At 68.3% G+C, this 13,003-nt stretch carries 11 protein-coding genes and 3 pseudogenes; 8 read left to right on the forward strand and 6 right to left on the reverse strand.

The features are described 5' to 3' along the window. Window positions 1–684: 684 nt before the first annotated feature. Window positions 685–888, reverse strand: a complete 204-nt coding sequence (locus tag BEK98_RS50510) for a hypothetical protein (RefSeq protein WP_094222538.1) — start codon at window positions 886–888, stop codon at window positions 685–687. A gap of 220 nt (window positions 889–1,108) precedes the next feature. Continuing rightward, a pseudogene (locus tag BEK98_RS51190) lies at window positions 1,109–1,447 on the reverse strand (hypothetical protein); the annotation flags it as partial. Between the two features lie 82 nt (window positions 1,448–1,529). Between BEK98_RS51190 and BEK98_RS49335 the strand changes: the two are divergent. After that, the gene (locus BEK98_RS49335) at window positions 1,530–1,670 is read left to right on the forward strand and encodes a hypothetical protein (RefSeq protein WP_167444426.1); all 141 of its coding nucleotides are present in this window, start codon (window positions 1,530–1,532) and stop codon (window positions 1,668–1,670) included. A 211-nt stretch (window positions 1,671–1,881) separates the two neighbouring features. Here the strand turns inward: BEK98_RS49335 and BEK98_RS44460 are convergent. The 3 genes and pseudogenes from BEK98_RS44460 to BEK98_RS51495 all read right to left on the reverse strand — a co-directional run. Next, window positions 1,882–3,006: pseudogene (locus BEK98_RS44460) on the reverse strand (FxsB family cyclophane-forming radical SAM/SPASM peptide maturase); the annotation flags it as partial. 113 nt (window positions 3,007–3,119) lie between these two features. Beyond that, window positions 3,120–3,473 (reverse strand): hypothetical protein, encoded by a 354-nt coding sequence (locus BEK98_RS44465; RefSeq protein WP_094222539.1) that lies wholly within the window; start codon window positions 3,471–3,473, stop codon window positions 3,120–3,122. Between the two features lie 744 nt (window positions 3,474–4,217). Continuing rightward, window positions 4,218–4,613, reverse strand: a pseudogene (locus BEK98_RS51495) (IS5/IS1182 family transposase); the annotation flags it as partial. Window positions 4,614–4,832: 219 nt separating this feature from the next. On the opposite strand from BEK98_RS51495, the gene BEK98_RS49340 reads away from it, so the two are divergent. The 7 genes from BEK98_RS49340 to BEK98_RS44500 all read left to right on the forward strand — a co-directional run bounded on the left by BEK98_RS49340 (window position 4,833) and on the right by BEK98_RS44500 (window position 12,209). Next, entirely contained in the window at window positions 4,833–5,063 is a 231-nt protein-coding gene (locus tag BEK98_RS49340; RefSeq protein WP_167444425.1) for a hypothetical protein, read from the forward strand. Then, window positions 5,008–7,689 (forward strand): DEAD/DEAH box helicase, encoded by a 2,682-nt coding sequence (locus BEK98_RS44475; RefSeq protein WP_094222540.1) that lies wholly within the window; start codon window positions 5,008–5,010, stop codon window positions 7,687–7,689. The genes BEK98_RS49340 and BEK98_RS44475 overlap by 56 nt, the downstream gene beginning before the upstream one ends. Then, window positions 7,686–8,303, forward strand: a complete 618-nt coding sequence (locus BEK98_RS48765; protein ID WP_143684245.1) for a hypothetical protein — start codon at window positions 7,686–7,688, stop codon at window positions 8,301–8,303. Before BEK98_RS44475 ends, BEK98_RS48765 begins: the two co-directional genes overlap by 4 nt. A 215-nt stretch (window positions 8,304–8,518) precedes the next feature. After that, window positions 8,519–9,418 carry a helix-turn-helix domain-containing protein gene (locus BEK98_RS44485; RefSeq protein ID WP_143684246.1) on the forward strand — a complete coding sequence of 300 codons (900 nt, stop codon included), beginning with the start codon at window positions 8,519–8,521 and terminating at the stop codon, window positions 9,416–9,418. A 170-nt stretch (window positions 9,419–9,588) separates the two neighbouring features. Further along, window positions 9,589–9,831: a hypothetical protein gene (locus tag BEK98_RS44490; RefSeq protein ID WP_094222543.1), complete on the forward strand. Its 243-nt coding sequence runs from the start codon at window positions 9,589–9,591 to the stop codon at window positions 9,829–9,831. A gap of 262 nt (window positions 9,832–10,093) precedes the next feature. Continuing rightward, a complete protein-coding gene (locus BEK98_RS44495; RefSeq protein ID WP_094222544.1) occupies window positions 10,094–11,443 on the forward strand; it encodes an AlbA family DNA-binding domain-containing protein in 1,350 nt (449 codons plus the stop codon). A 178-nt stretch (window positions 11,444–11,621) separates the two neighbouring features. Then, a complete protein-coding gene (locus BEK98_RS44500; RefSeq protein WP_143684247.1) occupies window positions 11,622–12,209 on the forward strand; it encodes a hypothetical protein in 588 nt (195 codons plus the stop codon). Window positions 12,210–12,295: 86 nt separating this feature from the next. Here BEK98_RS44500 and BEK98_RS51060 read toward each other — a convergent pair whose 3' ends face one another. Beyond that, window positions 12,296–12,427, reverse strand: a complete 132-nt coding sequence (locus BEK98_RS51060; protein WP_279635515.1) for a hypothetical protein — start codon at window positions 12,425–12,427, stop codon at window positions 12,296–12,298. Window positions 12,428–13,003 lie beyond the last annotated feature (576 nt).

The raw sequence follows: 13,003 nt of genomic DNA on the forward strand, positions 1-13,003 counted from the left end.
ACCACATCGCTGCGCGATGTGCAAGCGAACAACCGTGCTGCGCACGGTTGTTACGCCCCCGCTCCGCGGGGGCGAACCCCATTGCTGCGCAATGGGATTGACTGCGGTCGCTGCGCTCCCGCTGCCCGCGCGATGCGCGGGCCAACTCCCTCCGCTGCGCTCCAGGAGTTGAGGGAGCCGGCCGCTGCGCGCCCGGCGCGGCATGCGATGCGCGGCCGCCGAGTTGACGGAGTGTCACGTGCGGCTAGTTGAGCCTCCAGTACGGAAGTTAGCGAGTGCTTCGCACTCCTGGGCGGGTCCGCTACGCTCCCCCGCCTGACGGTCCTTCCGGCTGCGCCTCCAGAACCTTGGGGCCCGCTGCCGCAGGCCAGGCTGGCGGCGAAAGAGTGGGGGTCGCTCATTCATGTCGGGTTCCAGTGTAGTGGGTGCATCAGGTTGATGCACCATGTACCGCTGGCGGAAACACGGGGCACCCCATCAACTAGCCGGGGCGGGGCACGCTTTTGACAAAGTGTCAGGTGCCGTATTTTGGTCCGTCAATTTATGCGAGTAATCATGAATTGGGAAGTAGTAGACCACTGCTGAAGAGCAGGACCCCGGATAACGGAAAGTCTGAATTCCGGCGTGCGGAGGTACCGGAGCCGAACAGTCCCCGGCCGAGCAACGGGACCCGCTACGACACGGTCAGCAGGACCGTCCCGGGCACCTCCACGGGCTCCGGGCGACGAGGAAGGGACGCAGGTAGCGGTGCAGTCCCGGGGCCTCAAGGTCCCAGTCGACCAGCAGCACCCGCTTGCCGTTGCTGGCCAGGATCCAGCTGGCGTTGACCAGGGCCATCATGCGGCCCGTGCCCCCCTTGTAGGAGCAGGGCAGGGGTACGGGGTCCATTCCAGCGGTGACGTGCCGTAGTACTCCCGCCGTCGCCAGCCCTCCGGCAGGGGGCTGTCGACCCCGGCGGCGACATCTGCGACATCGGGTCGCGCATGGGCGCCCACAGGACCGGTATCGGCGCGGGCACGTCGATTTCGGTCTGCTCGCGGTACCGGTCCACCCGGGAGCGGAAGGCGGCCCACTCCTTGCCGCAGTAGAGACTGTTGAGATGGGAGGGTGAGCACAGGGCCACCATGGCCCGGCAGTGCCCGACCGCCCGCCCGAGTCTCCTCGCCCAGTCGTCGCCCAGGCCGATCCGCTTCACGTCGCGGAACGGCATCTCCGCCTCGACCTCCACCCCCAGCAGGCCCAGCTCCGCGGTCAGATCGTCGTAGAACCGCCCCACGAAGGCCTCGCCGTCGTCACAGCGCATAGCTGAGGAAGAAGTACGGCTCCCGTTCCAAGGACACCCGCCGGGCGGATCAGGCCCGGGCTGCACTGCGGGCACCCACCAGACCACGTCATAGGCCGCCTTGAACCGGTGCGCGTACTCCTGGGCAATCTCCGTCTTCCCCATCCCGCCGAGGCCGTGGACGACCTGGGTGGTGGTACCGGAGGCGAAGCCGTTGCGCAGCCACTCCAGCAGAGTAGCGCGGCCGGTGAACGACACGTTCCGGGACGGCACGCGCTGGACCTCCGGCGCGGTGATCTTCAGCCTTGCAGTCGCTCGCCAGCTGGTGGTCGATGCCATGTTGTTGGCGACGAACAGCGTGCGCGGGTGGTCCTCAAAGCTTCAGTAGATGCGTGAGGCCAGCTCCCGGGTTTCCGTGAACCGGCCGAGTGCTCGCAGGTCGACGGCCAGATTGTTCGCGGCTCACAGGGTGCACGGGTGGTCCTCACCGTAGTGCTAAACAGAGCCGCGGGAATTGGGCCCCGACGTGAAGAAGGGGCACATCTGCAGCAGATCTACCGCAGGCAGCAAGGTTCTGCGTCGACGAAGACCAGCCGGTACGCGCGCCGCTTGCCAAGCCTCTCCTTCAGGCGTTGCAGATCGGTGCAGTAGACGGACGGGTTGAGGAAGCCGCTGCCGGTTCTGTACCGGTGGGCGTAGAGACCGCCGCCGCAGGACCGCACGACCGGACAGGACCGGCACTGCTCGCTCAGTCCGTCGAGCCCCCGCTGCCGGGCGACGACCCCGGGATGGGCGGCCACCTCGTCCAGCGTGTGGGTGAAGACGTCCATCCCTGTGGCGGCGGCCCCGTCTTACGCCGTCTTCAGCGAGTCCGCCTGCTCGAAGGTGCCGTCGGTCTCGATCACGGCGAGGTCGGAGGGGGCGAGGCCGAGGCCGAGGGACTCGGTGAGGCTGTGACCGCCGTGCAGAGTACTCAGCACGGAGTCGAAGATCCGCACGTCCATGGGCCGGCCGTCCGCCGTCCAGTGGTCGTACACGGCCAGCAGCCAGCGCGCGTACGCCGTGCCCTCGAGGTCGTCGGCGGGGCGGAGCGGGGGCTCGTCCCAGGTGGCGTGGGGCAGGAGGAAGTCGACACGGGGCGGGGCGAGTCCCGCGAGCGCGTCATAGACGGCGACGGGTTCGTTGCGCACGTCGATCGTGCAGAGGTGGCCCGCGAAGAGATGCCGGTAGCGGGGGCCGCCCAGCAGCCGGACGGCCTTGAGCACCTTGTCGTAGCGGCTGCGGCCGTCGAGGTAGCGGCGGTGGAGGTCGTTGGCGGCCCGGTCGCCGTCCAGCGAGATGCCGACCTTGATGCCGAACTCGTCGAACAGCTCGCAGAACCGCTCGTCGAGCGTGACTCCGTTGGTGTGGATGCGGAGGTCCAGCGCACACACGCCCCGGAGCGCCTTGGTGAGTTCCTCGGCGGCCCTGCGCAGCCGGACCCGCCCGGCAAGGAGCGGTTCGCCCCCGTGGAGGACCACATGGAACGTGTCCAGGCGGTGTGCGGCCGCATGGTCGGCGATACGTTCCGCCGTGGCGCGGAGCACGTCGTCGGACGCCACGAGGGGCCGGCCTCGCCAGCTCTGGTCTGCGTGCTCGAACACATAGCAGTGGTCGCACGCAAGATCGCAGCGACTGTGCATCTTGAGCACGAATGAGCGAGGTGCTATGACCTGCCCACGCACAAGGCTCTGGCCTCAACTTCGCTAGATGTTAGGGAAGTTGAGGCCAGAAGGACTGTCTGCCCATTGCTCCAACATCGGCGGCCGGTGGCCTGTCCGCACCGAGCTGGCATGAGTCAGGCGCTGCGCCTCCCGCCGCGGCGCATACGAGCACGGTGCATCCGCAGGAGCACAAACACCCCTACCACTCCACCACTAGCGACCAGGGCCAACGTCCCGTACACGTCGGCGGCATCCGGCTCGGTTTCCACCGCGCACAGCGCCAAGATCGCCAAGACGATAACCATCAGGACCAGGAGAACGAGCGTCCCGAGGAGGAGCCTGCCAAGGCGCTCCTGATTGCGCCGCAGGTCAACGGGCGTCCGGAGGAACTGGTCAAAACGCCTCTGACCTGCCTCGCTGCCCAGCGCTTCCCTGATCTTTTCCCGCAAGTCCGGGTCATCAAAATCCGGCGTTTGTGCTGTAGTCATCTGCTCTTTCCTGGTGTCGTCTGGCTGCTGAAGACAAGTTGTTGGTGGATGCGGGCGGCCCGCAGGCGAGGTGAGTGCATCCCATGCAGGTGGTGGAAGACACCAGCACGGGACACCCTTTCCGCAGGCCGGAGTGAAGGGGAACCTAGCGCACCGAACAACTCTGCACCGCCCAGAGCGTCACGATCCCTCCCTCGGGACTCTAGCGCCGCCAAGTCGTCGCAGAGCCCCGCTTCTTGTGCTGCCGAAGCATGGCACAGGGCTTACCACTCTGCGAGTAGACCATGCATGTCAGTCCAGCCCCTTCCTCTCAAGCCTGCAGCCTCTGGGCAGCCACAGAAATATGCCGCACCAGACACTGAGAGGAGAAATGCCAGCCAGCCTGAAAAGAGAGAGAATTACCCACTTCATCGAATTGATAGCGGAGCAATTCCTCGCAAACAGAAAGCGCTTACTCCTGGGTTCGGGATCAGCGATGCCGCGAGCAGGCGGAGGCCCTGACGGCAAGCGCCTTCCACCGCGCCGCGCCAGAGCCTCCGCAACGCCCTGTCCCAGAGCATCGGTGAGCCTTCAGCAGCCAGACGACGCAGGAACGAGCGCCCCCGAGGATACAGCCCACCCAGTCCCAGAGCGGCTCGGCGGAGCGCCGCCCGCTTCTGGCCGCGACGAGAAAGGCCGACGTGCCCTTGCTGTTGCACGAGGCTGAGTGCGGGCATGTCAGACCGGGTGAGCGGGGTCGTCTGCTCATGACGCGAGGGCGAGGTTGTGTGTGGGCGACAGGATGGACCGCGTGATGGAAACCGTCCCCGAGCTGGCGGCAGTCGCGGAGGATCTTGCTTCATCCGGCCGATGACGTGTTCCATGCGAGCACGGACCCCGCGGTGCTCGGCGCTGTCGTGCTCCTCGGCCCGGAGCAGAGTCCGTCCCGGGCGTTTGCGGTGCGGTACCACCATCCCGCAGTTGAGACAGGCACCGTCGCCAAGCACGATCACGCCCTGGCAGCGCCGGCCCAGCCCCCGCATCCGCTCGGCGTGGGCATCTCCAGTGATAGCCGGCACCGATCACACAGCCGCGACCACCCACCAGTCACGTCTCGGTCTGCACGCTCGCCGAGAACCTGTACCTGCGGCTGGATGCCCCGGCCAGGAGGAGACACCGAACAGCAGGCCCAGCCGCCGCTTCCCGTCTTCGGCGACTTCGTGATCGACGCGGCGATCCAACGGCGCCCTCGTACGACCGCGGGACACCGACGCCGCGCCTGGGAGGGGAGGGAGGCCTGCCCGTAGACGCTGGGAGAATGCCTGCGGACCAACCGGGCGCGGCCTGAGCGGCTGTGGCGCGGCTACGGGTTCCGGCGCGATGCTCGCGAGCGAGCTCGTTCTGACCGGCCTGCCCGGATCCTTCATTCTGTGCGAGAGGATCGACCCAACACCGCTCTGGCGCGAAGGGGTCTGGGCGGAGCGCGGCCAGGAGGAAGCCGCACTGGGACGGCTTCAGGGCAGCTGGCTGTACGACGCGGGCAAGAGGACGGGCGATGAGCAGGGTTCCGCTCAAGAAACACCAGATCGACCAGAAATCCAGTTTCCGTAAGTGGGTCGGATTCCCTGCAAGGTCATCTGTCCCCCCTCAGGGTGCCCGGGGCACGATCGTGTCAGCGACCGGCTCCGGAAAAACGATCATGGCTGCCGCGAGTGCGTTGGAGTGCTTCCCGGACGGCCGGATCCTCGTGACCGTGCCGACCCTGGACCTGCTCGTGCAGACCGCCCAGGCGTGGCGGGCCGTGGGCCACCGCTCCCCCATGGTCGCGGTGTGCTCGCTGGAGAACGACCCGGTGCTGAATGAACTCGGGGTGCGCACCACCACCAACCCGATCCAGCTCGCCCTGTGGGCCGCCCACGGACCGGTCATCGTGTTCGCCACGTACGCCTCTCTCGTTGACCGCGAGGACTTCGACGACCCGATGGGCCAGGGACGCACTCGCGGGCCGCTGGAGGCCGCTCTGGCGGGCGGAGAGCGCCTGTACGGCCAGCGCATGGACGGTTTTTCGCTCGCCATCGTGGATGAGGCCCACGGTACGGCGGGCGATCTTGGCAGGCCGTGGGCTGCGATCCACGACAACGCCCGCATCCCCGCCGACTTCCGGCTCTACCTGACCGCGACCCCCCGGATCCTGGCATCGCCCCGGCCGCAGCACGGGAAGAACGGCCAGGAGCTGGAGATCGCGAGCATGACCGACGACCCGGACGGCACGTACGGGTCGTGGCTGGCCGAACTCGGGCTCTCGGAGGCGATCGAGCGCGAAATCCTCGCGGGGTTCGAGATCGACGTCCTGGAGATCCGCGACCCCTCCCCCGTCCTCGGGGAGTCAGAGGAGGCTGAGCGAGGCCGGCGCCTGGCCCTGCTGCAGACCGCCCTGCTGGAGCACGCCGCGGCGTACAACCTGCGCACGACCATGACTTTCCATCAGAAGGTGGAGGAGGCCGCGGCGTTCGCAGAGGCGCTGCCGAAGACCGCTGCCGAGCTGTACGTCACCGACACCGATGACGAGACCATGGTAAAGGCGGAGAAGACGCTGCCCGCGTCGTCGATCGACACGGAGTTCTACGGGCTGGAGGCCGGCCGCCACGTCCCGCCAGACCGAGTGTGGTCGGCGTGGCTGTGCGGCGACCACACCGTCGGCGAACGGCGCGAGAAGATCAGCCAGTTCGCCAACGGCATCGACGCCAACAACCGGCGCGTACACCGCGCGTTCCTCGCCTCAGTTCGCGTGCTCGGGGAGGGCGTCGACATCACCGGCGAGCGCGGGGTGGAGGCGATCTGCTTCGCCGACACCCGCGGCTCCCAGGTGGAGATCGTCCAGAACATCGGCCGCGCGCTCCGCCTGAACCGTGACGGCTCCACCAAGGTCGCCAGGATCATCGTCCCGATCTTCCTGGAGCCGAACGAGGACCCGACCGACATGGTCGCCTCCGCTAGCTTCCGCCCCCTGGTCGCGATCCTCCAGGGCCTGCGCAGCCACGATGAGCGCCTGGTCGAGCAGCTCGCCTCCCGTGCTCTCACCAGCGGGAAGCGCAAAGTGCACGTCCAGCGCGATGAGGAAGGCCGGATCGTCGGCGCCGACGGCGCGGGCGACGGCGAGGACCAGGAGCACGACGACACCCAGGCCGCCGCCGAATCCGCCCTGCTCCACTTCAGCACTCCCCGGGACGCGGCGACGATCGCCGCGTTCCTGCGCACCCGCGTGTACAGGCCGGACTCGCTGGTATGGCTGGAGGGCTACCAGGCCCTCACCCGCTGGCGAGCGGAGAACGAGATCACCGGCCTGTACGCCGTGCCCTACGACACGGAGACCCAGGTCGGCGTCACGAAGGACTTCCCGCTCGGACGGTGGGTGCACCAGCAGCGGAAGGCGCTGCGGGCCGGAGGGCTGGAGGAACGGCGCAAGGAGCTCCTGGACGCGCCGGAGGCCGGGATGGTGTGGGAACCGGGCGAGGAAGCGTGGGAGGCCAAGCTCGCCGCGCTCCGGTCCTACCACCGGGCCACCGGGCACCTCGCGCCGCGTCAGGACGCGGTGTGGGGCGAGGGCGAGGCGATGGTGCCCGTCGGGCAGCACATGGCCAACCTCCGGCGGAAGGGTGCGAAGAACGGCCTGGGCAAGGACCCGCAGCGGGCCGCCGTGCGCGCGGCGCAGCTGACGGAGATCGACCCGGACTGGGACTGCCCCTGGCCACTCGACTGGCAACGCCACTACCGCGTCCTCGCCGACCTCGCCACCGACGAACCCGACGGCCACCTCCCAGACATCGCACCCGGCGTGCTCTACGAAGGCGACGACCTCGGGAAGTGGCTGGAGCGGCAGAAACAGCCCAGCGCCTGGGCACAGCTCTCCGCGAAGCAGCAGCACCGGCTGTCCAAGCTCGGCATCACGCCAACTGAGCGGCCCGCTACGGCTCCGGCGGCCAAGAGTGCCGGGAAGGCGCCGGGAAAGGCTTCAGCGGCCTTCCAGCGAGGCGTTGAGGCCCTCGCGCAGTACGTCGCCCGCGAAGGCCACCACCGTGTCCCCAGGGGGCACTCGGAGGAGATCGCGGTGGAGGGCGAGGCGGCGCCGGTGGCCGTGAAGCTGGGCGTATGGATCTCCAACACCAGGACCCGCCGGGACAAGCTCACGCACGTACAGCGTGCAGCGCTCGTGGAGCTGGGAGTTGAGTGGGCATGAAGGACGTGACCACCGCGACCGGCACCACCGTGCCAGCCGCCGCGACCGAGCAACCGCTGTTCACCGAGGACTGGCTTACGGGGTGCGGGCCGTGGCGAGCTTCACCATCAGCGAGCGGACCTCGAACGGGTACGAGTCGGCGTTCGCCTTCTTGGGCGGCGGCACATTCCGCCGGCGTCACCAACGTCCTGCACGGCGCGGCTCCCGGCATCGTCGCCTTCGCCCTCCACCACCTGCGGCCCCTGCTTCCCGACCTCACCGATGAGCGGTGGGCGCGAATCGACGCGGCCGCGACCGCCCTGGATCTCCGGGTGTCCGAGGACCTCACCGGAGCCAACGACACCGATCCCCGCAGCGCCCTCGTGCCGGATCACGGGCAGCTCACGCTGGCGCCCACGGTGGCGGGGCAGACCGCCTTGTGGGGCGACATAGTGCGCGAACCGGACGGCACCGAGGCATCCCGAATTGATGACGGGAGTTGCGCGCGGAGGCCCCTGGCGGGAAGCCTGGGGGCCTCCGTCTTCGGCACGGCCAGGACGTCCAGGAGGCGTGTCGCCCGCCGCTCGCCTCGTCATCTGCTGAGCACGAAGTCACGAGACGAGATAGTCAAGTGATGGAGTCTGAGATGCCAAAGATCAAAGTCTGAAACGTTAACGTTCAAAGCCGCTGGATGCACGCCTGCCAGGGCATTCGGGGAAAAAGTGATTTCCAATTGGCGTCACAGTGTTCACAGGTTCTCCGATAACCCGGTCTGAGCGGGAGGCGGACCGCCCGCCCGCACCGGAATTCGGCACCCAGCGAGTCGGACCCCTGGCGCAATATGGGGGACGTGAACACCGAACTCACCGTGCTCAAGCGGGACATGCCCGTGGGGCAGGACGACACGATACGGATGCTCCTGGACCAGTCCAAGCGCTCCGGCCGTGCCGTCCCCATCCGGCGCGCGTTCGTCCAGGACGCCGAGCCCGGCCTCCGTCTGGTCACGCGGCCCGGCCCGTTCCCTCATCTGCTGCGCAGCCCCGAGCGGCTGGAGCTCTTCCTCCTGATCCACTGCGTCACCGCGAGGGCCGACTGGGGCGTGACCGCACGGTCGGAGACCTGGGGCCGCGCGACGGGGATCTCGTTCGCCACCAACGGCACGGCGAGCGCGGCAGTCTCCCGGCACCTGGCGAAGCTGAAGGCCCTGAAGCTGATCAGCACCGCCCCGGACGGCCGGATGACCCGGATCACCAAGCTGTTGGAGGACGGCTCCGGGGCCCCGTACTCGCTGCCGTCGGGCAGTGACGAGGGCACCCGCAAGGACACCTACTTCAGGGTGCCCTTCGCGTACTGGGAGCAGCACTACTACAAGTCGCTGTCGATGCCGGCGAAGGCGATGCTGTTCATCTTCATGGCCATGCGCAACCCCTTCAAGATCCTTCTGCACAAGGACCGGGAGTTCGCGACCTGGTACGGCGTCTCCCCGTCGACCGTCAGCCGCGGCATCACGGAGCTGAAGGCCAAGGGCCTGCTGTACGAGTTCGTCTCCGAGCAGTTCCTGGACGGCTCCTCCGTCTTCGGCCAGAGCACCCGGGTCCGCTGGGCGCTCGCCGCGCCGTTCGACCTGAACCTCAACAAGAAGGACCGGGAGGCCGCGGCCGCCACATGGACCCCCGAGCGGGCGGCCGGCACCGCGCTGCGGATCGCCCCCGGTATCCCCGTGCTCTCCCGGGCGCTCGCCCCGCGGTGAGCACCGCAGGGGAGCCACGGCATCCCCGGCCCTACGACTCCCGGCCCGACGTACACGGGCCGGGCGCGGCGCAGGCCGCCGCCCGCACAAAGGGCGACGGCCCCCTGTTCCCGCAGGGAGCCGCCCAGTGAAGAAACCGACAGTCACTCCCCTAAGGAGGCACCATCAGCATGTTCAATGAGCCTAAGGGCACCGACCGGCCGGCGTCGACCCGGCATCGCCAGGACAACGGCAAGCTGCGCCACCTCGGGTCCCGAATCCGGGCCCGGCTGCGGCAGCTACTGGACGGCGGCCGCCGTCGTCGCCTGCGCGCCCTCGCCCGTACGGCGGGCCACGGTCTGGTCCGCGGCGCGGCCGGCGCCCTGGGCGCGAGCGCGACGGGATGGATCATCTGGTGGATCCAGCAGCGCTGACCCGGCGCACCCGCTGATCCCGTCGCACACCGCCGGTGGCGGCCCCGGCCTCGGCACCGGGGCCGCCACCGGCACGGCTGTACCAAGGCCCAGGGCCGGAGCCGGGCGGGAGCCCGGCGCGGTGACGGCACCGACGCGCAACCTCTGTGGGCACGCTCCGATCCCCGGTCGCGTCCGTGCCCCTCCCCTCCTCCTTCACTCCAGCCCAGGGACAGATGTCGCAGGTCGGCGCGCCGCGTTACTCCGTGCGGGCGATGCCCTCATGCGCGTAGGCTCCGACGGCATGGCCGCCGACAGCATGGTTCAGCTCGTCTCCTGTCTCGCCGCGCAGCAGCCGTACGAGATCGTGGGCACGCCGGAGAGCGAGTGGGTCGACTTCAAGAGCGTCCCGCCCGAAGGGCCGTACGACCTGAGCACCGACAAGGGCAAGTTCGAGCTCGCCAAAGACGTCGCCGCGTTCTCGAACGCCGGCGGCGGTCTGCTCGTGTGCGGCTTCAAGGCGAAGAAGAAGCAGACCGAGCTCTACGAGGTCGCGGAGAAGGTGACGCCCTTCGACAAGAAGCTGGTCGACAGCACGAAGTACAAGGACGTCATCACGGAGTACGTACGCCCACTGCTCAAGGTCAAGTTCTTCTGGTACGACCACCCCGAGGGGGACCCGGAGGCGTCCGGGCACTACTTCGTGATCGAGGTACCGGCGCTGCCCGAGGCCGACCGGTGGGCGATGGTCACCCGGGGCATCACCGACAACGGCCAGTTCATCAAGAACAGCTGGACGGTCCCGATCCGCAACGGCGACACCACGGCCTTCCTCCCGCAGGACGAGGTGTACCGGCTCCTGAACGACGGCCTGCGCGCGCGGCGCGGGGCCGATGCCGCCATGCCCGCGCCGGTCGCGGACCGAGTGAAGGCCCGGGAGGTCCTGCGTGCCGGCCTGGGGATGGAGGAGACGCCGGTGCTCTTCTTCCAGAGCGCGCCCGATCGGCCGCGCGGCCTTGTCCCAGGCATGTACGCCGACGGCGGCCTGCAGGACATCCTCGACAATCAGGACACACTCCGGGGCGCCCACGCCTTCAACTGGTCCTCGGCATACAAGCGTCCGGAATCGCGTGAGGGCGGTCTCCTGCTGGCCGACGCTCCCCGTCGTGGTCTGCTGGTCGAGTCGGACGGCGCGGTCACCGGGGCTGCATCGGCGACCGCAGAGATGCTCGGCTGGGCGATGGAGCGCTACAACGACGGCGGCGGGACGCGCAGGATCAGCGTGTTCGTACTGACTGAGATCACCCTCGAGTATTTCCGGCTGGTCGACCAGCACGTCCTACCGTTGGTCGACGGCCCATGGACACACCGGATCGTCGCCTCCGACTTCGCCCGACCGCCAGGGCGCATACTCGCTTCCGGTGACGATCCCGCCTTCCCCCTCTGGGGCTCCACCCAGATGGCCACGAGCGACAGCTGGAACCACAGCTGGAAGGCCCTGGGAGACCCGGAACGCGACGCCTACGAAGCACTGCGCCACATCTACGCACTCTTCGGCCTCGATGTCACCGCCAACCCCTTCGTCGACGCGAACAGTGTGAACACGGCCAAGCTGCTGGAAAAGAAGATGTAGCGGGCCGACCCCGCCTTTTCACACACCGCTCTGGCCAACCAGGCCGGTGCGCGACCATGATGCGGCCAACGGCCTCGGTGGGGGCCCAGGCGGCGGATCTCCAACTCCCCCCTACAACCCTTCGGCGCCGACGGCAGTCTGGCTATCCGCACCGATCAACAGCGCCGAGAGATCTCACATGACCATCCCGCCTCCCGGCGACGCCCCGGAGCCCAGGGCGCCGCAGATTGCTCCCGGCACGGCCGAACTGCTGGAAGGGATGAGCGAAGAGCAAGCAGCTCTGACCCTTGGTCTGGGAGTGCTCGTGCAGCACGCTGCCGAGACCGAGTACATCTTGCATGGCCTGTATGCCCACCTCGGTGGCGTCGAACGGCCCTACACCGACGCGGCCCACGAGTCGGTGACGTACTTCATCAAGAAGGCCAAGACTCGGCTCACCGCGAGGTCCGAGGGACGAATACCAGCTCAGGACCGCGACGCGTTGCTGCGCGACCTGGAGCTGTGCAAGACCCGCTTCGAGGAGCGCAACCGGTATATCCACAGCTGCTGGGTGTACGACGACGAGGTCTACGGGTGGCGGACCGTCAAAGGAACGAAGGGGCTCAACCGCCCGGAGATCGGCCTGCTGTCCAGCAAGGGTGTCTGGGAGCTGGCTGGTGAGTTTGCCCGTCTGCGAGACAAGCTGATCGCGTGGGACGCCCACTTCTTCGGTGAACCCGGCGACCCGGAACTGGGCGTGCCTCCCGCATCCACGAAGCGTCTGTGACCACCGGTCCGCTGTTTTGCATGCAGGCAGCCCACCCGCCGGAAGTAACTTGCCTCTGGCGGGTCGCTTTCCTTGCTCCGCTGGGTTCAGCGGCCGACGGGCTCCGTGTAGCGCCGGCGGCGCCGGTCCGGGTCGTCGACTCCGATCTCGTACCAGGGCTCACCGCGCTGGAGCCGGGGCAGGGTGTTCACCCACACCGTGATGGTGATGCCGTGCACGGCGGCGGTTGTCGAGCAGGTGCTCCGCCTTCCCCGCCAGGACAACGTGCAGCCGCGGGAAGCGCTGGGACCGGGCCGTGACGCGGGCACGACACGCTGGGGCAGAGCGTGAACCAGGGGCGCTCGAAGCACCCCGCAATCACTCTCAACTACCCTGCAAAACAAGGGGTGTTCAAGGTATTCCTGAGGCGTTCGGCTACGCGTTTCCGTAACGTCGTTCCGTGACGCCCGCCGCCGACGACAGGCCCTTACCCGGCAACGGTCCGAGCAGTACACCGCCGCTTTCGACCGCTCCACCCCCACCGTCCACGTCCGGCCACAAATCGGGCACTCCGCCTGCTCACCCCGCTGCATCGCGATGACCCGCTCCCGGGTCCGCTGAAGCCTCCGCCACCGCCGTGACCTGCACCGTCCTGAGCAGAACACAGCCTCCGTCGCCATCGTCTGCGGCAGCGGATCACCGCACTCCCGGCAGTACCGCCGAGCCGTCGCGCCAACCCCCACAACCCAGATCATCCAGCCGTACCCACCCCACGGCCAGGGATCAAAGACACCTACTAAGTGGGCGTTTACTCC

It is taken from the genome of Streptomyces diastatochromogenes (genome assembly GCF_002242805.1).
GTDB lineage: Bacteria > Actinomycetota > Actinomycetes > Streptomycetales > Streptomycetaceae > Streptomyces > Streptomyces diastatochromogenes.